Here is a 23,798-nt window from a genome sequence, read left to right as displayed (position 1 = left end):
GTACGCGTTGGCGTCAGCGTTTGATCGTGGCACGATGTCGAGGTTATCGACCGAGACCCCCTGACCATGCCGCAATCCCAAGCCAAGAATCTGTCCCTGATCGCCGCAATCGACCTGGGCTCCAACAGCTTTCACATGGTCGTGGCCAAGGCCCAGAACGGCGAAATCCGTATTCTCGAGCGTCTCGGGGAGAAGGTTCAGCTGGCCGCCGGCATCGACGAAGAGCGCCACCTCAACGAAGAATCCATGCAGCGCGGGCTCGATTGCCTGAAGCGTTTTGCCCAACTGATCAGCGGTATGCCGCCCGGCGCCGTGCGGATCGTGGGCACCAACGCCTTGCGCGAAGCTCGTAACCGCGTCGAATTCATCCGCCGCGCCGAAGAAATTCTCGGCCACCCGGTGGAAGTCATCTCCGGTCGTGAAGAAGCGCGCCTGATCTATCTCGGCGTATCCCACACCCTCGCCGATACGCCGGGCAAACGCCTGGTGGCCGACATTGGCGGCGGCAGTACCGAATTCATCATCGGCCAGCGCTTCGAGCCGTTGCTGCGCGAAAGCCTGCAAATGGGCTGCGTCAGCTACACCCAGCGCTATTTCAAGGACGGCAAGATCACCCCGGCCCGCTACGCCCAGGCGTACACGGCGGCGCGGCTGGAGATCATGAGCATCGAACACGCCCTGCATCGCCTGACCTGGGATGAAGCCATCGGCTCCTCGGGCACCATCCGCGCCATCGGCCTGGCGCTGAAAGCCGGCGGTCACGGTACGGGCGAGGTCAACGCCCAAGGCCTGGCCTGGCTCAAGCGCAAGCTGATCAAGCTCGGCGACGTCGAGAAAATCGACTTCGAAGGCATCAAGCCTGACCGCCGGGCGATTTTCCCGGCGGGCCTGGCGATTCTCGAAGCGATCTTCGACGCCCTCGAACTGCAACGCATGGACCACTGCGAAGGCGCTCTGCGCGAAGGCGTGCTCTATGACCTGTTGGGTCGTCACCATCATGAAGACGTCCGTGAGCGCACGCTCAGTTCGCTGATGGAGCGTTACCACGTCGATCTGGAACAAGCGGCACGGGTCGAGCGCAAGGCACTGCATGCGTTCGATCAGGTGGCGGAAGATTGGGAGCTGGACGACGGCGTCTGGCGCGAACTGCTCGGCTGGGCTGCCAAGGTCCATGAAGTGGGCCTGGACATCGCTCACTATCAATATCACAAGCACGGCTCGTACCTGATCGAGCACTCGGACCTCGCCGGGTTCTCCCGCGAAGACCAACTGATGCTCGCGCTACTGGTGCGTGGCCACCGCCGCAATATTCCCCGGGACCGGTTTGCCGATTTTGGCGATGAAGGCATCAAACTGATTCGCCTGTGCGTGCTGCTGCGCTTTGCGATCCTGTTCCATCACATCCGCGGCACCCAGGAAATGCCTCAAGTGGCGCTGCACGCCAATGGTGACAGCCTGGAGGTGTTGTTCCCGGAAAACTGGCTGGACGACAACCAGCTGACCCAGGCTGACTTTGCGCTGGAAGCTGAATGGCTGACGCGTGTGGGTTTCGTGCTCAACGTCCGGTAAACCCCCGAAAAACGCTCGCCGTACACGGTTCTGTAGGAGCACGGCTTGCCGGCGAAGGCGATTTTGAGGACGCCTTCGCGGGCAAGCCTCGCTCCTACGGGTCTGTGCGCTCAGGCGACACCTGTAGGAGCCAGCTTGCTGGCGATGGCGATTTCGAGGGCGCTATCGCCGGCAAGCCGGCTCCTACAGTAATAGTGTCAATGCAAACAAAAATGGCGATCCGCAGGGATCGCCATTTTTTATGCCGCGTGAAGGTTAACGCACCGCCAGAATCGGGCTGCCCAACCGCTCCAGCAACGTGGCCTGGGCACTGCGCGGGTTCTGGTTGCCGGTCGGCGTGTTGCGGATGTAACGACCGTCCGCCTGCAGGCTCCAGCTGTGAGTGTTATCGGTGAGATAAAGCTCCAGCTCTTTCTTGACCCGCATGATCAGCTTCTTGCCTTCCACCGGGAAGCAAGTCTCGACGCGCTTGTCGAGGTTGCGTTCCATCCAGTCGGCACTGGAGAGGAACATCTGCTCTTCACCGCCATTGAGGAAGTAGAAGACCCGGGTGTGTTCCAGGAAGCGGCCGATGATCGAGCGCACGTGGATGTTGTGCGAAACCCCGGCGATGCCCGGACGCAGGCAGCACATGCCACGCACCACCAGATCGATGCGCACGCCGGACTGGCTGGCCTTGTACAGCGCGCGGATGATCTTCGGATCGGTCAGCGAGTTGAACTTGGCGATGATGTGCGCCGGTTTGCCGTCGAGGGCGAACTGCGTCTCCCGGGCAATCATGTCGAGCATGCCCTTCTTCAGGGTGAACGGCGCGTGCAACAGCTTCTTCATGCGCAAGGTTTTACCCATGCCGATCAGCTGGCTGAACAATTTGCCGACGTCTTCGCACAGGGCGTCGTCGGAGGTCAGCAGGCTGTAGTCGGTGTACAGACGGGCGTTGGCCGCGTGGTAGTTGCCGGTACCCAAGTGGGCGTAACGCACAATCTCGCCGGCTTCGCGACGCAGGATCAGCATCATCTTGGCGTGGGTCTTGAAGCCGACCACGCCGTAGATCACCACCGCACCGGCCGCTTGCAGACGGCTGGCCAGTTGCAGGTTGGACTCTTCGTCGAACCGCGCGCGCAATTCGATCACCGCGGTGACTTCCTTGCCGTTACGCGCCGCATCCACCAGCGCATCGACGATTTCCGAGTTGGCGCCGGAGCGGTACAGCGTCTGACGCACCGCCAATACGTGCGGATCCTTCGCCGCCTGACGCAGCAAATCGACCACAGGCGTAAACGACTCGAACGGGTGCAGCAGCAGAATGTCCTGCTTGCTGATCACGCTGAAAATGTTCTCGCTGTTCTGCAGCAGTTTCGGGATCTGCGGCGTGAACGGCAGGTATTGCAGCTCGCGCTGACTGTCCAGGCCGGTGATGCTGAACAGGCGGGTCAGGTTGACCGGACCGTTGACCTGATACAACTCGGTCTCGTGCAGGTTGAACTGCTTGAGCAGGTAGTCGGACAGGTGTTTCGGGCACGTGTCGGCCACTTCCAGACGCACCGCATCACCGTAGCGACGGGAGAACAGCTCGCCACGCAGGGCGCGGGCCAGGTCTTCCACGTCTTCGGTGTCGACGGCAAGGTCGGCGTTTCGGGTCAGGCGGAACTGGTAGCAGCCCTTGACCTTCATGCCCTGGAACAAGTCATCGGCGTGCGCGTGGATCATCGATGACAGGAAGACATAGTTGTCGCCAGGGCCACCGACTTCTTCCGGCACCTTGATCACTCGCGGCAGCAGACGCGGGGCCGGGATGATCGCCAGACCGGAATCGCGACCGAAGGCGTCGATGCCTTCGAGCTCGACGATGAAGTTCAGGCTCTTGTTCACCAGCAACGGGAACGGGTGCGTCGGGTCGAGGCCGATCGGGGTGATGATCGGTGCGATCTCGTCGCGGAAATAACGGCGGACCCAGGTTTTGAGCTTGGTGGTCCAGTAACGACGGCGGATGAAGCGGACCTGATGTTTCTCCAGTTCCGGCAACAGAATGTCGTTGAGGATGGCGTACTGGCGGTCAACGTAACCGTGTACCAGCTCACTGATCCGGGCCAGGGCCTGGTGCGGTTGCAGACCATCGGCGCCGGCCTGTTCACGGGCGAAGGTGATCTGCTTCTTGAGACCGGCCACACGAATTTCGAAGAACTCATCCAGGTTGCTGGAGAAAATCAGCAGGAACTTCAGCCGTTCCAGCAACGGATAGGACTCGTCCAGCGCCTGCTCCAGCACGCGGATGTTGAACTGCAGTTGCGAGAGTTCGCGGTGGATGTACAGGCTGCTGTCATCCAGGCCCGGAATGACAATCGCTGGCGCCGCCGGCGCGGTTTCGACCACTACCGCGGGCGGAGCAGGTTCCAGCTCCGGCGGGGTTTCGGCGATCGGCTCCACCACGGGTTGAGCCTCTTGTACTGCAACTTCAGTGAGTCCTTCGGTATTCATCGAATGTTCCTGGGAGGGCTATTTTTGCTCTCGTAACAATTGAGCAGCACGTACGGCAAAGTAAGTCAGGATGCCATCAGCGCCTGCACGTTTAAAAGCGGTCAGGGATTCGAGGATAACCCCTTCGCTCAACCAGCCATTCTGGATCGCCGCCATGTGCATGGCGTATTCACCGCTGACCTGATAAACAAAAGTCGGCACTTTGAATTCTTCTTTGACCCGGTAAAGGATATCCAGATACGGCATGCCTGGCTTGACCATGACCATGTCTGCGCCTTCTGACAAGTCCGCCGCCACTTCGTGCAGGGCTTCGTTGCTGTTGGCCGGGTCCATCTGATAGGAGGCCTTGTTGGCTTTGCCCAGGTTCAGCGCCGAACCCACCGCATCGCGGAACGGGCCGTAATAGGCGCTGGCGTACTTCGCCGAATAGGCCATGATCCGCACGTTGACGTGATCGGCCAGCTCGAGGGCTTCGCGGATCGCCTGAATGCGACCGTCCATCATGTCCGACGGGGCCACCACTTGAGCACCGGCTTCGGCGTGGGACAGGGCCTGCTTGACCAGTGCGTCGACGGTAATGTCGTTTTGCACGTAGCCTTCTTCGTCGAGGATACCGTCCTGACCGTGGGTGGTGAACGGGTCCAGCGCGACGTCGGTGATCACCCCCAGTTCAGGGAACTGCGCACGCAGGGCGCGAGTGGCGCGCTGGGCAATGCCGTCGGGGTTCCACGCTTCGGCGGCGTCCAGCGACTTGAGTTCCGGTGGCGTGACCGGGAACAGCGCCACGGCTGGAATCCCCAGTTCAACCCACTTGGCCGCTTCTTCCAGCAACAGGTCGATGGTCAGGCGTTCAACGCCGGGCATCGAGGCCACCGCTTCGCGACGGTTTTCACCGTCCAGCACAAACACCGGCAGGATCAGGTCATCGACAGTCAGGACGTTTTCACGAACCAGTCGACGCGAGAAATCATCACGGCGGTTACGGCGCAGGCGGGTGGCTGGAAACAAGCGATTGGCGGGGGTAAAACTCACGGCAGACTCCTGAGCCCGCGCTGGCGGGCGAGCGTGACAGTTATAAGCGGCCATTATGACCGTGGTATTACAGTTGTGTGCACCCCCGTGACACGTAGTCGCATTCCATTGTCCTTGTAGGAAATGTTCACGTCGAGACACATTTGGACACTTTCATGAATGTGCACGAAGGGTTAGGCTGCGCGTTCATTTCGCCAGCACCCAGACAATGCTCCAACAATTTCTGCATGACTTCGGCTACTTTGCCCTTTTTCTCGGCACGTTCTTCGAAGGCGAAACCATCCTGGTGCTCGCAGGCTTCCTCGCGTTCCGTGGATACATGGACATCAACATCGTGGTGGTCGTGGCGTTTTTCGGCAGTTATGCCGGCGACCAGCTGTGGTACTTCCTGGGACGCAAGCACGGCCGCAAGTTGCTGGCGCGCAAGCCTCGCTGGCAGATGATGGGCGACCGGGCACTGGAACACATTCGCAGGCACCCGGACATCTGGGTGCTGAGCTTCCGTTTTGTCTACGGTTTGCGCACGGTGATGCCGGTGGCGATCGGCCTGTCGGGTTATCCGCCGGGACGTTACTTGTTGCTGAACGGAATCGGCGCCGCGATCTGGGCGGCCGCACTGGCGGCTGCGGCCTATCACTTCGGCGCGGTGCTCGAAGGCATGCTGGGCAGCGTCAAGAAGTATGAGCTATGGGTGCTCGGCGCCCTGCTGGTGCTGGGCTTCGGCCTGTGGCTGCGTCGCCGCTTGAAAAATGCGCGTCTGGCCAAGCAGGTTTATGCCGAAGAGCAGGCCTTGAAAGCCGAACAGGCCAAGGCCGCCGAGGTCAAGACGCCAAGCGAGTGAAGCGGTTTCTGCAACAGTAGAGACCGATTCCGCTGAGCAGGCTGTAACTCAGCAGGCCGACCCAGCCCACCGCGCTGGCCGGCCACAGCCCGAGCAGCGGCGCCAGCCACACCAGCGGCACGTTCGACGCCAGCCGCAGCAGCTCCAGCTTCAACGCCCACGGGCGATTCTCCAGGGCCACGCCCAACGTAAACAATCCCAGCGCCACGGCGCTCCAGCCGAGCACCAGCGCAGCGGTCGGCAGGTGTGGCTCGAAGTTCATCAAGTAACTGCCCAGCGCGATGTAGACGCAGAACTGCAACAGCACATAAATCTGCTGACGCCCGTCCAGCGGCACTTCGAATTTGCGGAACTGGCTCAAGTCCGGCTTGCTCATCGGGTATTTCGCCGCCACGTCCGCTGGCCGCCAACCGGTGCGCATGAACCAGATCCGCAGCTTGTCCCACGTGCTTTCAGCCCGTCGCGCGTCATCCCACAGCTGCGCGTAAAACTGCACGTTCGCCCACAACGGATTCCAGCTCGCCAGTGGCGTGGTCACGCCGAAAATCACCGGCTCGTTGTCGTCTTCTTCCTGGAACGATCCAAACAGACGGTCCCAGATAATGAACACCCCGCCGTAGTTGCGATCCATGTAGAGAGCGTTCTGTGCATGGTGGGCCCGATGATTGGATGGCGTGACGAAGAACCACTCGAACCACCCGAGCTTGGGAATGTGCCGGGTGTGCACCCAGAATTGATACAGCAGGTTCAACGCGGCGACGCTGACAAACACCAGCAGCGGCACGCCGAGTACCGCCATCGGCAGGTAGAAAATCCAGCTCAACAGGAAACCGGTACTGGTCTGGCGCAACGCCGTGGAGAGGTTGTAGTCCTCGCTCTGGTGATGCACCGAATGTGCGGCCCAGAGGATGTTGCGTTCGTGGCCCATGCGATGCAGCCAGTAGTAGCAGAAGTCGTAGAGAACGAAGGCGAACACCCAGACCCAGACGCTGTCGGCAGAGAGTTCGAACAGCGCCAGATGCTTGAGCGCAAAGGCATAGGTCACCAGCCCCACGCCCTTGGTCAACAGGCCCGTGGTGGTCGACAGCACGCCGGTGCTGATGCTGTTGATCGCGTCGGCCACCCGATAGTTGCTGACCCCGCGCCAACGGTCGGCCAGCAGTTCGACGGCAATCAGTACAAAGAAGAACGGCACCGCATACAGAATGAAGTCCATGACGCGCCCTGATCGGAATCTTGAGGACAGATGCTAGGTGTAGCCGCGAATTGAACCTATGGCAACGAGTGACAAATTAGTGGACATTTAACGCCATGAATCTGGAGAAAAGCCCATGAGCAAAAAAATTGCAGTGATCCTTTCCGGCTGTGGCGTCTACGACGGCGCCGAGATCCACGAAAGCGTGATTACCTTGCTGCGACTGGATCAGCGCGGCGCGCAGGTACAGTGCTTCGCCCCCAACATCGCGCAGTTGCACGTGATCAACCACCTGACCGGCGAAGAAATGCCCGAGTCGCGCAATGTGCTGGTGGAGTCGGCGCGGATCGCCCGGGGCAACATCAAGGATATTCGCGAAGCTGACGTCGAAGAGTTCGATGCGCTGATCGTGCCGGGTGGTTTTGGCGCGGCGAAGAACCTGTCGAACTTCGCCATCGAAGGCGCTGGCTGCACCGTGCACCCCGATGTTCTCGCCCTGACCGAGGCGTTTGCCGAAGCGGGCAAACCGGTCGGGCTGATCTGCATCTCGCCGGCGCTGGCCGCGAAGATTTATGGACCGGGCGTGACCTGCACCATCGGCAATGACGCCGATACCGCCGCCGCGATGAACAAGATGGGCGCCACTCACAAGGATTGCGCAGTGACTGACATCGTTGAAGACAAAGCACGCAAGTTGGTGAGCACCCCGGCGTACATGCTGGCGCAATCGATCAGCGAAGCAGCGTCCGGCATCAACAAACTGGTCGACCGCGTGCTCGAACTGACCCACGAAAACGACGAGTAACACCATTTCCCTGTGGGAGCGGGCTTGCTCGCGAAGGCGGTGCGTCAGTCAGCATTAATGTGTCTGACACACCGCCTTCGCGAGCAAGCCCGCTCCCACAGGGTTCAGCGTGAAGTTCAGGATTTGCGGGTCAGCCGCGTGAGGATCCGGTCCAGCGCATTGGCAAACGCCTGCTTCTCGCGCTCGCCAAACGGCGCCGGCCCGCCGCTCATCTGCCCCTGTTCACGCAAGTCGGTGAACAGGTTGCGCACCGCCAACCGATCACCCATGTTCTGCGCGTCGAACTCCTTGCCTCGCGGGTCCAGCACCGCCACACCTTTCTTCACCAAGCGATCCGCCAACGGCACATCGCTGCAGATCACCAGCTCACCGGGCACCGCGTGTTCCACCAGATAGTCGTCCGCCGCGTCCGGCCCGCTCGGCACCACGATCAACTTCACCAGCGCCAGCCCCGGCTTGATCTGCGGCTGCCCGGCCACCAGCACCACCTCGAACTGACGCTTGAGGGCGAACTTCACCACCAGATCCTTCGCTGCCCGGGGGCAAGCGTCGGCATCGATCCACACACGCATCACGTTTTACCTCTCCAAAAAAAATCGCGAGCAGGCTCGCTCCCACAGGTTATACGCAATCTCTGTGGGAGCGGGCCTGCTCGCGATAGTGAGCGCAGCGAATGCTGTCAGGAAACCGGCACCCGCCGCTTCTCCGCCATCCAGCTACGCCCATACAGCACGATAATCGCAATGATCGCCACCGCCTGCGCACTCAGCGAATACGCATCTGCGTGAATGCCCAGCCAGTCGAAGTCAAAGAACGGCACCGGCCGTGTGCCGAAGATCCCGGCTTCCTGCAACGCCTTCACGCCATGACCGGCAAACACCACCGACAACGCGCACAACAACCCGGCGTTGATACTGAAGAACAGCGACAGCGGCAGTTTCGCCGAGCCCCGCAGAATCACCCACGCCAGGCCAACCAACAACACCAGCGCCGTCGCCCCGCCCGCCAACACCGCGTTATGCCCCGCCGGCCCCGCCTGCAACCACAGGGTTTCGTAGAACAGAATCACTTCGAACAGTTCGCGGTACACCGAGAAAAACGCCAGTGTCGCAAAACCGAAACGGCCACCGCCGCCTACCAGGCTGCTCTTGATGTAATCCTGCCAGGCCGCCGCGTGGCGACGGTCGTGCATCCACACCCCGAGCCAGAGCACCATGACCGCGGCGAACAACGCCGTCGCACCTTCCAGCAATTCACGCTGCGAGCCGCTGACATCAATCACGTACGCCGCCAGTGCCCAGGTCGCCAGACCGGCCAGCAACGCCAGGCCCCAACCGACGTTGACGCTGCGCACCGCCGATTGCTGGCCGGTGTTGCGCAGGAAGGCTAGGATCGCCGCCAGCACCAAAATCGCTTCCAGACCTTCGCGCAGCAGAATCAGCAGACCGGAGATGTAACTCAAGGACCAACTCAGGCCATCACTGCCCAGCAGGCCGGCAGACTCTTTCAACTTGGCTTTGGCCGCCTCCAGACGCTCTTGGGCCTGGGCCACCGGCAAACCGTCCTGCAAAGACTGACGGTACGCCATCAGCGATTTTTCGGTGTCCTTGCGCACGTTGGCATCGACGTTGTCCAGCGAGCTTTCGACCAGTTCAAAACCTTCCAGGTACGCCGCCACCGACAGGTCATAGGCTTGGTCGTGATCGCCGGCACGATAGGCCGCGATACTTTTGTCCAGCGTTGCAGCGGTGTAATCGAGCAACTGCGCCGGGCCACGCTTGACCTGCGGCGGTTGCGCACGCTGCGCACGGAAAGTCGCTGCCGCTTGCGGGCCTTCGGCAGCCAGCACTTCGGCCGGAGTCTGACGGGCCAGGTCGGCGATGTTGTAGGTCTTTTCAGATGCAGCTGCGGCCGAATCGGCACTGAAACCGGCGATGTAGGTCGCCAGGTCCCAGCGCTGACGATCGTCCAGCTGGTCGGCGAAGGCCGGCATGTCAGTGCCTTCGACACCCATCCCCAAGGTGTTGTAGATCGCGTACAGGCTCAGGCGATCCAACCGCGCGGCATCGCGCAGATTGGCTGGCGGCGGCGTCAGGCCGACACCGGCAGGGCCATCACCGGCCCCCGCATCGCCATGACAGACCGAGCAATGCTGGGTGTACATCGACGCACCACGGGTTGGGTCCGGTGTAATGATCGGCGCCTGACTGACTTCATAGGCCACCGCCAGCTTCGCACCGAGCTGCCGTGCCTGACGGGAAACGTCCGAGCCGTCCTGCCGCGCAGCGATGGATTTGCGCAGTGTGCTGACACCCTGCTCCAGCACCGCTTTTTCCGGCTTGGCCGGCAGGGCAGCGATCAGGCCTTGCAGCACCTTACTGAATTCCAGCTGCTCGCGGTATTCAGACTCATTGATGACTTTGCCGGCCTCGACCGACTCCGGGTAATCGGCGCCGATGTAATCAAGCAAATGCAGCGCTTGCGGCGCACCTTCTACGGTGTCGGCCAGCAGATTGGAACTGCACAAGGCAAACAGCGGCAATACCAGCCAGGCCAAGAAACGGGACGGGGCAGTCATGAATGAATCTCAATTGGAAATACGAAGTAACACATTGTTCACTTCGAATGAGTTTCGCTCAAGCTTTGTTGTCTGAAACGCCGTCGCAGACCTCGATTGGTGCTTTTTCCAGATGATGGCACATTCGGTTTAAAAGCAATCAAAAAGCCATTACCGCGCCACTATCCCTGTCTATAATGCCGAGCCTTCAATTGATCGATATGGCACTCAAAGCTCCTCTGCTCATGAGGAATTGGCAGGACGCCCGTCTGCGCCGATAGGTCCAAAAAGCCCGACCAGCAAGCGCGGCTGCCTACCATTCAGGGAAGAAGTACCTATGGCGTCCCGCGCCCTTGCAGTGATTGCGCTCAGCGCTGTCACGCTCCTCTCCGGCTGTTCGGTATTTCGCAACTACGACTCGGAACTCGCACAAACCAACCTGCAGCTGGCTACCGGCAATATCGATGCGGCGCTGACCCTGCTGGAAAAGAACAACTTCGGTGCCGACAAGGACCTCCTCTACTACTTCGAGAAGGGTGAACTGCTGCGCGCCAAGGGCGATCTGTCCGGCAGCCAGAACGCTTGGAGCAGCGCCGATGTCGTGGTCGGTCAATGGGAAGAGTCGGTCAAACTCGATACCGGCAAGTACCTCGCTCAGTTCGGCAGCTTCCTGGTGAACGACAAGGTCCGCCGCTACGAAGGCTACGACTACGAAAAAGTCATGCTGACCACGCAAATGGCCCTGAACCTGCTGGCCGTCAACGACTTCGACGGCGCACGTATCGCGATCAAGAAAACCCACGAACGTGAAGCGGTGATCGCCGACCTGCGCGACAAGGAATACCTCAAGAGCGAAGAGGAAGCCGAGAAAGAAGGCATCAAGACCGAGTTAAAAGACTTGCATGGCTATCCCGTCGCCAGCCTCGACGCACCTGAAGTGGTTGGGCTGAAAAACAGCTACCAGAGTGCCTTCAGCCATTACCTGGCCGGCTTCGTCTACGAAGCCCTGGGCGAAAAAGACCTGGCCGCACCGGGTTACCGCACAGCAGCCGAACTGCGCCCGAACACTCCGTTGCTGGAGCAGGCGTTGAAGGATCTGGACCAGAAAAGTGCCAAGGACGAAGACAGCGACATCCTGATCGTCGTGCAAAGCGGGCTGGCGCCGGCCCGGGGTTCGATCCGCGTGCCACTGACTCTGCCGATCAGCGCCGGCGTGGTGATCGCTCCGCTGTCCTTCCCGGTCATCAAGCCGGATACCTCCACCGCCCCGCTCACCCAGATTGGCGTGGACGGTCAGCAACTCACCCTGACGCAACTCAACAGCATTACCACCATGTCCCGCCGCGCACTGCGTGACGACATGCCGGGCATCATTGTGCGCACCACTGTTCGTGCAGCTACCCGTGGCGTGGCGCAGGAAAAGATCAAACAAGTCAGCCAGCTGGCGGGCATAGCAGTCGGTTTCACTTCAACCGTGTTCGAAGGTGCCGATACCCGTACGTGGCGCACCCTGCCGGACAACACCCATGTCGTGCGCCTGCGCCTGAAGAAAGGCGAGCACCAGGTCGCGGTTGGAACGACGGTGCTCAAGATCACCGTTGACCAGCGCTATCAAGTCATCAGCCTGCGCGCCGTGGGCAACCAGGTCTTCGCCAGCGGCCTGGCCGTTCACGCGACCCCGAGCGCCAGCCCGACAGCCGTGGCCAGCTTCAAACAACTTTAATTACGGAGTCTTCCCATGCGCTTCAAACTCATCGCTGTCGTCATCCTGGCCTTGTTGGCCGGTTGCGCCACAACAGCCGCCAGCAAGGTCGTGGCCTTGGGCAAGCTAAGGGACATTGAGATCGACGCCATGCGTGTCGCCCGGGAAAACGGCTTCATTACGGTCAATACACAGCTGAGCAACACCAGCTCCGACAACAAGACCTTCTACTACCGCTTTGCCTGGCTCGACCCTGATGGCTTCCCGGTTGCCGAAGAAGAAACCTGGAAGAGCCAGATGATGTACGGCGAGCAGACCCGCTACATTCAGGCCATAGCGCCCACCCCCAAGGCCGTGGATTTCCGCCTGGAAATCAATACGCCTTAACACCCTATTCGTTCAGCTTCAGAGAGCATTCCCATGTTTGTACGCTTTTCGATGATTGCCGCTATCGCCCTCCTGGCCAGTGGTTGCGCCAGCAACCACCCACCGACCCTGGGCAGCAAGAACACCAGCTATGGCGACACCAAGGCTGTGGAAACCATCACCAACGAGTTCAGCTCCACCGACCTGCAGATCATCGCCGAGTCCATGACCCGCTCTCTCGCCCAGTCCGGCATTCTGCGTGGACGCCCGGTGGTCCAGGTCTACGACGTGAAGAACAAGACCAGCGAATACATCGACACCCGTGAAATCACCACCACCATCAAGACCCAACTGATGAAATCGGGCACGGCACGCTTCTCCAGCGACAACACCGATATGCAGAGCCAGATTGATCAGATCCAGCTGCAAAACCAGAGCGGTCTGTACAAGAAAGCCACCGTGTCCAAGATCGGCAACATGATCGCCGCCAAATACCGCCTTGAAGGTTCGATCAGCTCGATCGTCAAGCGCAGCAGCGAGTACAAGGACGTCTTCTACAAATTCAGCCTGCAATTGATCGACGTTGAAAGCGGTCTGGCCGAGTGGATGGACGAAAAAGAGATCCGCAAAACTACGGAGCATTAATCAATGCGCGCATGGATTGGGATGATGGCCCTGGCTTGCACGTTCAGCGTGCAGGCGGCCCCGAAAGTCGCAGTAACCGACCTGGCGTACGAGGAGCGCGTGGAGCAGTACATCCACACCGTTTCGTCCAAGAACAATTACCGCGAGGGTGAGTACAGCGCCAGCGGTTCTTCGAGCTACGACGAGTTCGAATCCAAAACCAGTTACATCGAGCAAACTGAGCTGCGCAAATTCACCGGCGACATCAAGGGCCAGATGCTGCGCTCCGGAATGTTCCAGCTGGTGCAAGGCAAGCCGCACACCGCCGAGTCCAAAGGCGATATCTATGACGTGATCGAACGGATCAAGGCCGGCAACTTCGAGGGCGCCGACTATGTACTGTTCGGCACCTTGTCGGACGTAGACTTCAACAGTGATGTCAACGAGATACCCAACACCGACAGCTATTCCTCGGTGCTGGCACTGACCCTGGTAGCGGATTTCAGCCTGATCGACACCAAAACCTTCGAAATCACCTCGGCCTTCACGGCGATGGGCGAAGGCCAGGACACCAAGTTGACGAACCATCGGGACGCGAAGATCTCACAGAGTCGCCCACGGGTGGTACGTGAGGTGTCCAAGTCCCTGGGGGAAGATGTGGCTCGTCAATTGAGCGAACAACTGGGTGGCAGCGGGAATGAGCAGCAAGAGCAGGCGCCGTTGAGCAATAACCTGCCAGAGGATACAGAGCCGGTCATTTTGCGCTGATCCCTTGAACGAAAAAGGCGACCTCAAGGGTCGCCTTTTTTGTGTCTGACGGTTTTACACCGCCGCTTTGCGCAGCGTCGCCATAAACGCCGCAGCGCCAATGAACAGCCCGGCAAACGTGCGGTTCATGCGTCTTTGCTGCTTGGGCGTGCGCAACATGCGCAGCACTTTGGACGCCAGCCCGGTGTAACCGGCCATGACGATCAGGTCAACGCAGACCATGGTTACGCCGATGATCAGGTATTGAACCAGTAATGGCGCATGCGGATCGATAAACTGCGGCAACACCGCCAGCATGAACACCAGGGCCTTGGGGTTGCTGATGTTGACCAGGAAACCGCGGAACACCAGGGCCATCGGTTTGCCGATCTGACGCACCGCCGCGTCATCGCTCATGTCGCTGGGCAGTGCGCGCCATTGCTTGATTGCGAGATAAACCAGGTACGCCACGCCGAACCATTTGATCGCATAAAAAGCGCTGGCCGAGGCCGTGAGGATCGCGCCGACACCGGCGCCGACAATCGCGATCTGCACCGCCAGGCCCAATTGCAGGCCCAGGGCATTCCAGTAACCGCGCCAGAAACCGTATTGCAGACCGCTGGACATCGACGCAATGGCGCCGGCACCGGGAGACAGGCTGATCACCCAGCAGGCGGCAAAAAACGCCAGCCATGTTTGAAGCTCCATCGCACACCTCGACTCAGACTCGTAAACAGATGTCTAAGCTAATGCGGCTTTGGGCCGATGACCATCGATTTTTTGCAGGATGTTGCGGTCGCCGACCAGCGTTTTAAGACTCAAGGGCCCCTTCGCGAGCAAGCCCGCTCCCACAGTTGATCTTGGCGAACACAAATCATGCGAACCACACGGACCTAGTGTGGGAGCGGGCTTGCTCGCGAAAGCGGCATGTCAGGCAACGGAAGGCTTACTTCTCGAACCCGCTCGAAGGGAGCACATCAGTCCCACGCCAGCGTCGAACCGAGCGCTGGAAGAACAGGCTGTTAGGCACCTGAACCATCGCACTGCCGGTCCCAAGCTCTTCAGCTTCGATCAACGTGGTGTAAAGCAGATTGATCGCCACCACCCGACCTTTGACGCCAGGCTTGTCAGTGGTGTCCACCAACTCGACCACATCGCCGAGGCGAAACGGGCCGACGGTGAAAATCAGGATCGCGCAGAGCAGATTGGAGAGCACGCTCCACATGGCGAAAAACGCCACCGCCGCTACCGCGACGAAGCCGGACAACGCGGTCCAGAGCACCGTCGCCGACACCCCGAGGCGTTCCAGCACGAAAATCAGCGCACTGCCCATGATCAGCCAGCGCAGACCGCCCCGCAGCGGCATCAGCAACTGCGGCGGAAACGGGTAGCGCTCGCCCAGGCGTGTCAGGCATTTCGCAACAAAGCGCTGGGTGAAGTAACCGGCCAACAGAATCAGCAGGATTTGCACGACGAGCCAGATCGGCTCGACCCACACCGCCGGCAGCGGCAGCTTGAACGCCTCCATCAGGACAGCGCCTCCAGCTCCGCCTGCATGCTTTCCAGCAATTCCAGGGCTTCCATCCAGGCTTCTTCCAGTTCGGCTTCACGCACTTTCAGCTTGGCTTGCTCGGCCAGCAGATCACGCAGGTCGTTCTTGCGCGCCGGCTCGTAAATGTCGCTGTCGCCGAGGCTGGTATCGATCTTCGCCAGCTTCTCGTGGAGCTTGCCGAGCTCGGCTTCGAGCTTGTCAGCCTCACGCTTGTGCGGTGCCAGTTGCTGACGCAACGCAGCGGCGGCCTGACGCTGGGCCTTCTTGTCAGTCTTGTCCGGATTGACCGGCGTGGAGCTGACCGGGGCGTTGCGCTGACGGTAGTCGACCAGCCAACGGGCGTAGTCTTCCAGGTCGCCATCAAACTCCTCGACCTTGCCGTCCGCCACCAGATAGAAATTGTCGGTGGTGCTTTTGAGCAAATGACGATCGTGGGAGACCACCAGTACCGCACCGCTGAATTCCTGCAGGGCCATGGTCAGCGCCAGGCGCATTTCCAGGTCCAGGTGGTTGGTCGGTTCGTCGAGCAGCAACAGGTTCGGCCGCTCCCAGGCGATCAACGCCAGGGCCAGACGCGCCTTCTCGCCACCGGAGAAGTTCAGCACTGGCTCGTCGATGCGCGCGCCGCGGAAGTCGAAACCACCGAGGAAGTCGCGCAACGTCTGTTCACGCTCGGTTGGCGCCAGACGCTGCAAGTGCAGCAACGGGCTGGCCTTCGAGTCGAGGGAATCGAGCTGATGTTGGGCGAAGTAGCCGACGACGGTGTTCTCGCCACGGGTCAGCCGACCGGCCAGCGGCGAAAGCTCACCGGCGAGGTTTTTGATCAGGGTCGATTTACCGGCGCCGTTGGGGCCGAGCAAACCGATGCGCGCGCCGGGGGTCAGTTGCAGCTTGACCTTCTCCAGCACGGCTTTGTCGCCGTAGCCCAGACGGGCATCGGACAGATCGATCAGCGGGCTGGAAATCTTCGTCGACTCGCGGAAGACGAAGTCGAACGGCGAATCGACGTGGGCGGCGGACAATTCTTCCATCCGCTCCAGCGCCTTGATCCGGCTCTGGGCCTGGCGGGCCTTGGTGGCCTGGGCCTTGAAGCGGGCGATGTAGCTTTCCATGTGCGCACGCTGCGCCTGCTGCTTCTCGTAGGCCTGCTGTTGCTGGGCCAGACGTTCGGCGCGGGCTCGTTCGAAAGCGCTGTAACCACCGCGATACAGGGTGATTTTGCGTTGGTCGACGTGGGCCACGTGATCAACCACGGCGTCGAGAAAATCCCGGTCGTGGGAAATCAGCAGCAAGGTGCCGGGATAGCTTTTCAGCCATTCTTCGAGCCAGATGATGGCGTCGAGGTCCAAGTGGTTAGTCGGTTCGTCGAGCAGCAGCAAGTCCGAGGGGCACATCAATGCCTGCGCCAGGTTCAGACGCATCCGCCAGCCACCGGAGAAATCGCCGACCTGGCGATCCATCTGCTCATTGGTGAACCCAAGCCCGGCCAGCAGCTTGCGGGCACGAGCATCGGCGGTGTAGCCGTCGGCGCTGTCGAGTTCCGAGTGCAGGCGGGCCAGAGCGGTGCCGTCATGGGCGGCTTCGGCCGCGGCGAGGTCACGTTGTACCTCGCGCAGGCGCAGGTCGCCATCGAGCACGTAGTCGACCGCCAGGCGTTCGAGCGTCTCGATCTCCTGGCGCATGTGGGCGATGCGCCAGTCGGCCGGCAGGAAGCAGTCACCCGAGTCCGGGTGCAGTTCGCCCCGGATCAAGGCGAACAGGCTCGATTTGCCGGCGCCGTTGGCACCGATGAGGCCGGCTTTGTGGCCGGCGTGCAGGGTCAGCTCGGCGTCTTCTAGCAGACGTTGCGGGCCACGCTGTAAAGTCAGGTTCTGAAGTCGAATCATAATGGCGGCGGAGTCTACCAGCTTCGCTCGCAACTGGCGCGAGTAGCACTATGTCCTCTGACCTGTGGAGCTTTTCCCTTGGCACTTATGCCCGTCCCGGCGTTGAAGCCGCGTGCCTGACCCTGCAATCGGCGGGGGTGAATGTGTGCCTGTTGCTGTGCGGGTTGTGGCTGGGCCAGCGGGGAGTCGCCTGCAACGAGCATCGACTGCAGCAGCTTCGCAACGTGGCGCAGCCTTGGGACGCGGATGTCGTTCAACCGCTGCGCGCCTTGCGCATGCGATGGAAAGTCGTCGCGACTGAGGACGCCGAACTGAATGCGTTACGCGAACAAGTAAAAACGCTGGAGCTGGAAGCCGAGCGGCATTTGCTGATGCGGCTGGAGCGAGCGGCGTTGAATTGGCCGCAGTGTGAGGCGACCGATTTATCGGCCTGGCTGGAGGGTGTGGCGGCGGATGCCGCCCACCTGGACCGCGACGCGCTGCATCAGCTGCGCGTCGCGGCAACCGGCACTTAGGAAGCGCTGGTTGGGGTGGAGCTGGTGCTCGACGGTGCGACAGGCGTTGGCGCCGTGGTGACTGTCGAGGTGGAGGCTACTGGTGCAGGCGCGGCCGAAGCGGATGGCGCCGGTGTCGCTGGCTTGGCAGCAATTACCGGGGCCGGCTTGGCAACAGCGGCCGGTTTTTTCACGGCTGGTTTGGCTGCTGGCTTGGCAGCTGGTTTTGCAGCCGGCTTGGCAGCGGCAGGTTTGGCTGCTGGTTTCGCTGCGGCAGGTTTTGCCGCGGTGGCTGGCTTGGCAGCGACGGCAGGTTTTGCAGTCGCAGGTTTTGCAGCAGCAGTCCTGGTAGCGGCCGGTTTGGCAGCAGGTTTCGCAGCAGCAGTTTTAGCCGCTGGTTTTGCCGCTGGCTTGGCAGCGGTTTTAGCGGCGACTGGCTTGGCAGCAGGCTTCGCAGCGGCAGTTTTAGCGGCTGGTTTTGCAGCTGTTTTAGCGGCCGGTTTTGCGGCGGGTTTGACCGCTGTAGTTTTCGCTACGGCCGGTTTGGCAGCAGTGGTTTTTGCAGCCGGTTTTGCGGCAGCTGTTTTGGCAGCGGCTGGCTTGGCAGCAGGTTTGGCAGCAGCAGTTTTAGCGGCTGGTTTTGCAGCCGGTTTCGCAGCGCTGGCAGCGACTGGTTTTTTCGCCGCAGGTTTAGCTGCAGGTTTAGCTGCCGCTTTCACAGGTGCCTTGGCGGCAGGTTTGGCCGGTGCTTTTGCAGCAGCCGGTTTGGCAGCGGCTTTCTTCGCAGGGGCCGCAGCAGGCTTGGCCGCACGCAAGGACAACGCCTTGGCGACAGCCTCTTGAACACGACCGACGCCCTGGGCCAGTTTCAGGCTTTCTTGGGCATCGCGCTTGAGTTGCAGAATGTAGGCGCGGGTGTCGGACTGACGATCCTTGAGGGCATCGAGCACGTCTTCGAGTTGCTGCACGCCGTCCTTCGCCTTGGCTTGTGCCTTGGCTTTGCCGGCCGCCGCAGCGTCCTGCAATTTGGTGCGGGATTTGTGCAATTTCTCTTGTGCTTTTCCGCGCTGTTTTTCCAGTTTGGCGAGCAGTTTTTCAGCATCAGCCAAGGCTTGGGAACAAGCGGTTTCCAGATGCTCGAGCAGGCTGCCCGAGAGTTGTTGGAGTAAGTGCAACGGGGTATTTACAGGCTTCTTGGTGGCCGACATGGTTTACCTCCTGGCTGACGTGGGTGCGGCTCATACTAGACCTCTGCTGCTACCGCCGCTAGGGCATGTTGACAGTATCGAAAGCGTCGCGTTGCAACGGATCGAAAATCTTCTGCGCTTACGCAAAACAAGTTCACTGTCGAACGCATTCACACTGGCATAATCTGCCGCATCTCAGGTCGGAGAGTGCCCATGTCGCGCTACCTTTTTTTATCGCTGTGCGTGTTTTTTTCCATCGCTCAAGCCGCCGAAAAAACCCAGGAAAATGAAGCTCACGATCTCGCTTACAGCCTGGGCGCGAGCCTCGGCGAACGCTTGCGCCTGGAGGTTCCCGACCTGCAACTGCAAGCGCTGGTCGAAGGTTTGCAGCAAGCCTATCAAGGCAAACCCCTGGCCCTGAAAGATGAGCAGATCGAACAGATTCTGACCGAGCACGAAGCGCAGACAGCTTTGCAGTCGCCTCCGCCACAGAGCGAAGCCGCCCTCGAAAAAGAGCACCGATTTCTCGCCGAAGAAAAAACCAGACCCGGCGTTCGCGAACTGGCCGATGGAATATTGCTGACGGAGCTGACACCCGGCACCGGCGCGAAAGCCGGTCCGAATGGCAAGGTTCAGGTGCTGTACGTCGGTCGTCTTCCCGACGGCACCGTGTTCGATCAGAACACTCAGCCGCAGTGGTTCAGTCTCGACAGCGTGATCAGCGGATGGCGCAGCGCGCTGCAAAACATGCCGGTCGGTGCGAAGTGGCGATTGGTGATTCCATCGGCCCAAGCCTATGGCGCCGACGGTGCCGGCGACTTGATCGAGCCGTTCACGCCGCTGGTATTCGAAGTCGAATTGCGCGGCGCCACCAGCTAAACAGCGGAAACGAAAAACGGCGCGCAAAGCGCACCGTTTTGAGGTGTGGCAGGAAGGGGGTCAGGCCTGAACCGAATCCACTTCCTTGTGAGCGGTGTGCAGCACTTCGATCAGGCAGTCTTCCAGTTCGAAGCGTTCGTGCAACAGGCCACCCAGCTCCTTGAATTTCTCTGCTACGCATTTGCCTGCGTCACACAGGTCGTTGAACGCGAGCAGCTTCTCGGTGATGACGTCGATGCGTGGGTAGATGGTCTCGGCGAGTTCCAGACCACGCTTGTCGTTGAAAGCCTTGGCCTCCCCCGTCAGCTGTTCGTAGATCTCGAAGTGCCCGGCAGACACGTAATCGACCAGCACGCCGCAGAATTCCTGCAATGGCTTGCGGTTCTCACCCAGCGCCTCAGGCTTGGCGCCGAGATCATCATAGGCCCGAACCAGTTCGTGACGTTCCTGCAACCAACGATCGATCAGCAGATGCACTCCACCCCAGCGTTCCTGAGCATTCTGACAACTTTCGAGCATGGCGGTCTCTCTTCCCTTGTGGGTCATGCTGCTCTACACCTGTCGCACACTTGAAGATCAAGAGTCGGCCAGGCAGAGCGTCATTCGAGCAACATAATTCCAATGACACGTGCGGGCCAGATTATGCCCGCGCGACTGTGGCTTCAAGGTACGCAGCAGATAAAGTTCATACAAGTGTTTAATCGCCGGCCAGCGCCCGGTGCGACGACGTGCCGCTGAACGGTCGCTGACAAGCGATCCAGACCACGCGCAGCAACTGGTAAACACTCAGGATCGTCATGGCGATGAAGAAGAGCAGACTCCACTCGGGCAAGCTCAGGTCAAACAGCGTCCAGGAAATCTGTGCGCATTCGGCCGTACCTTTGAACATCTGCTGCACCACATAAACCAAGGGGGTGCTTGCGAACGGGTCCGCCAGACTGAGCGAGCATACTGACAGCTGTTGCACCGGATCGCCTTGCAACAACACCTGACGCCACGCCGTCACCGTACCCGCCAGACTGCACAACAGACCGAGCAGCCAATACAGGAACGAGCCGACGCGACCGGGGCCATGAACCGCAGCCATCAGGCAGCCCCCCGTGAGAATCGTCAGGCAAAACCGCTGTAAAAGACACAGCCCGCAGGGCTTGAGGCCGACTGCATATTCCAGGTAGTAGGAAACGCCCAACGCCAGCGCGCCGGCAATGAAAACCATGAAAAACAAGGAGCGTGAGCAGGCCAACGTCATGGCTTTTCCGTACCAGTAGAGACAAGTGGTTACGGTAGAGGAAAGCGCAGCAGCCTTTCAAGGCAAGCCAGCAAGGACACTTCAGCAGAAGTGTAGGGAATTCCCGACAGAAGCGAGAGGATCAGGTGTAGTCCTCTGTAGGACTCTGCCGTCGAGGCTCTACGAATGTAAGAAAACGTCGCTGCAAAACCTACTGCGTGGCGAGGGAGTTTGCCCCCTCGCCACACAATCAGGCATGAACCGGCGCCGGTAGCGGCGCGGCCAGCAAGCGTTCGTCCAGCAGGCCAAGGCCTTCCTGAAACAGCTGGTTGCTGCGCTCGGTGTCGCCCAATTGCGCCAGCAGCCGAGCCAGCTCGGCACAGGCTTCCGGGTTGCGCTGCACGCGCAGGCTGCTTTCCAGATAGTCCCGGGCCTTGCCCCACAAACTGTTTTGCAGACACAGACGACCAAGGGTCAGCAACAGGCTCGGGTCAGCCGGATGATCCTTGAGCCAGCCCTCGGCGGTCTGCAATTGACGCGCAGAGTCACTGCCGCGAACCAGCCCGTAAAGGCGTGCCAGATGGCTGTCGTAGTTGCGCTTGAGCGCCGTTCGCAGGACCTCTTCGGCCTCAACCTGCGCGCCCAGTTGCCGAAGTTGCTCGGCATACGCCAATACCAGTTGCGGTTCCTGGCGCTGAGCCGAGGTGAGTTGTTGCCAGGCGCGGTTGAGCGATTGCAAACCCACCGTCCCGTCTTCTTCCTGACGCGCAGCCAGGGACAGGTTTTCACCCCAGGCCCGGCGCTCAAGTTCGGCCAGCTCGGCCGCTGGCAGGACCTTATCCTTGCGCAGCTCCGGCAGCAGGCGAATCACCGCTGACCAGTCGCCGCGCTGCTGATGCAAGCGTTGCAACTGGCGCAAGGTCTGAACGTTGTGAGGGTGACGCTCATGCATCGCCTGCAACGTCGAGAGGGCGCCGTCGGTGTCGCCACGGTCGGTCTGCAATTGGGCATGACTCAGGGCAATCGCCAACTCGGCCTGAGGCTGTCGCTCCAGTGCGCGCTCCAGCAGGTTATCGCTTTCTTCGTAATGACCCTGTTCGTTCGCCGCGCGGGCAGCGCCGAGGTAGTAAAGCAGCGGCTGGCGCTCGGCTTCGGCGGCGCGATGCAGATGACGCTGCGCGCTGGCCCAGCGACCCTCAGCCAAATCCAGCTGACCGTGCTCGATCGCCACTTGCACCCGACGACTGCGATTGCGCCGCGACCATGGGTTGACCACGCCGCTAGAGGTCGTCACCAATTCGATCAACGCCTTGATGCCCCAGAACACCAGCCACAGCACCGCCAACAGCGCCAGGGTGGCCCACAGGCTCGATTCGAAACGGAAGCTCTTGTAGGCGATCAGCACGTAGCCGGAATGCTCGGCAATCGCCAGTCCCAGCGCGGCGGCAACGGCGATGGCCAGAAACACGATCACATAGAGGCGTTTCATGGCGTGGCCTCCTGCACGGTGCTTGCGGCAGGTTTGGCCATGGGTTTGATCGAGTCCTCGGCGTTGACATTACGTCGCTCGAGATAGCCCTGAACCGCGCTCAGCGTGCCGGTCAGGTCCGGCGTGACCACGGTGACCGGCTGCTTGCTCAGTTCGCCAACCTGTTCGAGCATCACTTTGCTCTGCGGGTTGTCCGGGTTGAAATTACCCTTGAGCACGTCCCGCGCCTCGGCCAGCGCCTGGGTGTAGACCGCAGCCTGACCATTGAGCGCCGCCCACTGCGCCTGTTCAAGCGCCAGGCTCAAGGCCAGGCGCACCTGGCTCAGGCTTTGCCCTGCCAGCAGCGGACGGACATTTTTATCGGCATTGAAATCGATACGGATGTAACGCGAGATCTGATCCCACCACTGCGCCCAACGACTGGCGCCGTCGCCATCGGCGGTCAGGCCCAGCAGCGAATCACCCCGGTCCTTGTACTCGGGAGCCAGCTCGGTGAGGCTGACCACCTGATCGCGCAGCGCACCCAGTCGCAGGAACAGGCCGGTGCGATCCGGCTGTTCGGTACTGCGCAAGGCGACCAGGGTTTTCGCCACTTGCTCGCGAGCGGCAAAGGAACCCGGATCGTTCTGTTCGCGAAGAATTTCGTCGGCGCCCTGCACTAGGGCCTGAGCGCTGTTGATGTCCTGCAACGCCGAAAGCCGCAGGCTGGCCAGGCGCAGCAAGTGTTCGGCCTCAGCCAGGCGCCAGTCCTTGCGGCTGGCGCCGAGGACGGTTTCCAGACGTTGATTCAAGCGCTGCTGATCGCCTTGCAGTTGAATCACCAGGCGGCTGCGGGCATCGAGTTCTTCGGCGGCAGGCATTTGCTCAAGGCGTGCACTAAGGCGTTGCTCGTTGAGCTTCAGGCTTTGCGCCTGATCGTTCAACGCCTGCACCTGACTCAACTGCTCCTGCGTATTGGCTTGCAGGTGACGCACCTGCCAGACGCCCCAACCGCCCACCACCACACCGGCGGCGCCCAGCAACAGCGCGACGATTGCCAGCCCATTGCCTCGGCGCTGCACTGCAGCAGGTGGCGCACTTTCTACCGGTGCATCTACCGGCGCATCGATCACTGGCCGGGAGTCATCTTTAGGCAAGGCTGTTTCGCTCACGTATCCATCCTTTGCA

The 23,798-nt window shown here is 60.7% G+C and carries 22 protein-coding genes; 9 read left to right on the top strand and 13 right to left on the bottom strand.

Annotation, left to right across the window (positions count from 1 at the left end):
- Positions 1–66: 66 nt before the first annotated feature.
- A complete protein-coding gene (gene ppx, locus KGB24_RS16125) occupies positions 67–1,569 on the top strand; it encodes an exopolyphosphatase (RefSeq protein WP_008024297.1) in 1,503 nt (500 codons plus the stop codon).
- Positions 1,570–1,824: 255 nt separating this feature from the next.
- On the opposite strand, the gene ppk1 is transcribed toward ppx, so the two are convergent.
- Positions 1,825–4,047 carry a polyphosphate kinase 1 gene (ppk1, locus tag KGB24_RS16120; protein ID WP_192227494.1) on the bottom strand — a complete coding sequence of 741 codons (2,223 nt, stop codon included), beginning with the start codon at positions 4,045–4,047 and terminating at the stop codon, positions 1,825–1,827.
- Positions 4,048–4,065: 18 nt separating this feature from the next.
- Positions 4,066–5,079, bottom strand: coding sequence for a porphobilinogen synthase (gene hemB / locus KGB24_RS16115; RefSeq protein ID WP_008024300.1), 1,014 nt, complete (start codon positions 5,077–5,079; stop codon positions 4,066–4,068).
- Positions 5,080–5,287: 208 nt separating this feature from the next.
- Between hemB and KGB24_RS16110 the strand changes: the two genes are divergently transcribed.
- The gene (locus tag KGB24_RS16110) at positions 5,288–5,920 is read left to right on the top strand and encodes a DedA family protein (protein ID WP_008024301.1); all 633 of its coding nucleotides are present in this window, start codon (positions 5,288–5,290) and stop codon (positions 5,918–5,920) included.
- On the opposite strand, the gene KGB24_RS16105 is transcribed toward KGB24_RS16110, so the two are convergent.
- Entirely contained in the window at positions 5,901–7,136 is a 1,236-nt protein-coding gene (locus KGB24_RS16105) for a sterol desaturase family protein (protein WP_008024303.1), read from the bottom strand. The genes KGB24_RS16110 and KGB24_RS16105 overlap by 20 nt on opposite strands.
- A gap of 115 nt (positions 7,137–7,251) precedes the next feature.
- Here KGB24_RS16105 and elbB point away from each other — a divergent pair, with 115 nt between their 5' ends.
- A complete protein-coding gene (elbB, locus tag KGB24_RS16100) occupies positions 7,252–7,920 on the top strand; it encodes an isoprenoid biosynthesis glyoxalase ElbB (RefSeq protein WP_223413770.1) in 669 nt (222 codons plus the stop codon).
- A 116-nt stretch (positions 7,921–8,036) separates the two neighbouring features.
- Here the strand turns inward: elbB and KGB24_RS16095 are convergent, their stop codons facing one another.
- Positions 8,037–8,492 (bottom strand): YaiI/YqxD family protein, encoded by a 456-nt coding sequence (locus KGB24_RS16095; RefSeq protein WP_223415430.1) that lies wholly within the window; start codon positions 8,490–8,492, stop codon positions 8,037–8,039.
- A gap of 107 nt (positions 8,493–8,599) precedes the next feature.
- A complete protein-coding gene (locus KGB24_RS16090; protein WP_223415429.1) occupies positions 8,600–10,498 on the bottom strand; it encodes an FTR1 family protein in 1,899 nt (632 codons plus the stop codon).
- A 316-nt stretch (positions 10,499–10,814) separates the two neighbouring features.
- Here KGB24_RS16090 and KGB24_RS16085 point away from each other — a divergent pair, with 316 nt between their 5' ends.
- Genes KGB24_RS16085 through KGB24_RS16070 form a run of 4 tightly spaced genes read left to right on the top strand, consistent with a single transcriptional unit; the run spans position 10,815 to position 13,937 of the window.
- Complete coding sequence (locus tag KGB24_RS16085; RefSeq protein WP_223415428.1) at positions 10,815–12,200, top strand: COG3014 family protein; 1,386 nt, start codon at positions 10,815–10,817, stop codon at positions 12,198–12,200.
- Positions 12,201–12,215: 15 nt separating this feature from the next.
- Entirely contained in the window at positions 12,216–12,566 is a 351-nt protein-coding gene (locus KGB24_RS16080) for a YcfL family protein (RefSeq protein WP_192227488.1), read from the top strand.
- Between the two features lie 33 nt (positions 12,567–12,599).
- Entirely contained in the window at positions 12,600–13,190 is a 591-nt protein-coding gene (lpoB, locus tag KGB24_RS16075) for a penicillin-binding protein activator LpoB (protein ID WP_223415427.1), read from the top strand.
- Between the two features lie 3 nt (positions 13,191–13,193).
- A complete protein-coding gene (locus KGB24_RS16070) occupies positions 13,194–13,937 on the top strand; it encodes a hypothetical protein (protein ID WP_008024318.1) in 744 nt (247 codons plus the stop codon).
- A 54-nt stretch (positions 13,938–13,991) separates the two neighbouring features.
- Here KGB24_RS16070 and KGB24_RS16065 read toward each other — a convergent pair whose 3' ends face one another.
- The 3 genes from KGB24_RS16065 to KGB24_RS16055 all read right to left on the bottom strand — a co-directional run bounded on the left by KGB24_RS16065 (position 13,992) and on the right by KGB24_RS16055 (position 17,354).
- Complete coding sequence (locus KGB24_RS16065; protein WP_008024319.1) at positions 13,992–14,624, bottom strand: LysE family transporter; 633 nt, start codon at positions 14,622–14,624, stop codon at positions 13,992–13,994.
- A gap of 238 nt (positions 14,625–14,862) precedes the next feature.
- The gene (locus tag KGB24_RS16060) at positions 14,863–15,444 is read right to left on the bottom strand and encodes a mechanosensitive ion channel family protein (protein WP_008024322.1); all 582 of its coding nucleotides are present in this window, start codon (positions 15,442–15,444) and stop codon (positions 14,863–14,865) included.
- The gene (locus KGB24_RS16055) at positions 15,444–17,354 is read right to left on the bottom strand and encodes an ATP-binding cassette domain-containing protein (protein ID WP_223415426.1); all 1,911 of its coding nucleotides are present in this window, start codon (positions 17,352–17,354) and stop codon (positions 15,444–15,446) included. Before KGB24_RS16055 ends, KGB24_RS16060 begins: the two co-directional genes overlap by 1 nt.
- 50 nt (positions 17,355–17,404) lie before the next feature.
- Between KGB24_RS16055 and KGB24_RS16050 the strand changes: the two genes are divergently transcribed.
- Positions 17,405–17,869, top strand: a complete 465-nt coding sequence (locus KGB24_RS16050; protein WP_223415425.1) for a TIGR02444 family protein — start codon at positions 17,405–17,407, stop codon at positions 17,867–17,869.
- Here KGB24_RS16050 and KGB24_RS16045 read toward each other — a convergent pair.
- On the bottom strand, positions 17,866–19,056 hold the full coding sequence (locus tag KGB24_RS16045) for an AlgP family protein (RefSeq protein WP_223415424.1): 1,191 nt from the start codon (positions 19,054–19,056) through the stop codon (positions 17,866–17,868). The two genes, KGB24_RS16050 and KGB24_RS16045, sit on opposite strands and share 4 nt — an antisense overlap.
- Positions 19,057–19,248: 192 nt before the next feature.
- Between KGB24_RS16045 and KGB24_RS16040 the strand changes: the two genes are divergently transcribed.
- Entirely contained in the window at positions 19,249–19,914 is a 666-nt protein-coding gene (locus tag KGB24_RS16040; RefSeq protein WP_207284923.1) for an FKBP-type peptidyl-prolyl cis-trans isomerase, read from the top strand.
- A gap of 60 nt (positions 19,915–19,974) precedes the next feature.
- On the opposite strand, the gene KGB24_RS16035 is transcribed toward KGB24_RS16040, so the two are convergent.
- From KGB24_RS16035 to KGB24_RS16020, 4 genes are all read right to left on the bottom strand, one after another.
- Positions 19,975–20,433: an Rsd/AlgQ family anti-sigma factor gene (locus KGB24_RS16035; RefSeq protein WP_032828552.1), complete on the bottom strand. Its 459-nt coding sequence runs from the start codon at positions 20,431–20,433 to the stop codon at positions 19,975–19,977.
- A gap of 178 nt (positions 20,434–20,611) precedes the next feature.
- Positions 20,612–21,163: a disulfide bond formation protein B gene (locus KGB24_RS16030; protein WP_223415423.1), complete on the bottom strand. Its 552-nt coding sequence runs from the start codon at positions 21,161–21,163 to the stop codon at positions 20,612–20,614.
- A gap of 229 nt (positions 21,164–21,392) precedes the next feature.
- A complete protein-coding gene (locus KGB24_RS16025; RefSeq protein ID WP_223415422.1) occupies positions 21,393–22,631 on the bottom strand; it encodes a heme biosynthesis protein HemY in 1,239 nt (412 codons plus the stop codon).
- The gene (locus KGB24_RS16020; RefSeq protein ID WP_223415421.1) at positions 22,628–23,782 is read right to left on the bottom strand and encodes a uroporphyrinogen-III C-methyltransferase; all 1,155 of its coding nucleotides are present in this window, start codon (positions 23,780–23,782) and stop codon (positions 22,628–22,630) included. The genes KGB24_RS16025 and KGB24_RS16020 overlap by 4 nt, the downstream gene beginning before the upstream one ends.
- Between the last annotated feature and the right edge of the window lie 16 nt (positions 23,783–23,798).

The organism is Pseudomonas sp. BF-RE-25 (assembly GCF_019956105.1).
GTDB classification, from domain to species: domain Bacteria; phylum Pseudomonadota; class Gammaproteobacteria; order Pseudomonadales; family Pseudomonadaceae; genus Aquipseudomonas; species Aquipseudomonas migulae.
Note: the sequence above shows the minus strand (reverse complement) of the source record. Positions and strands in the feature narration are given on the sequence as shown.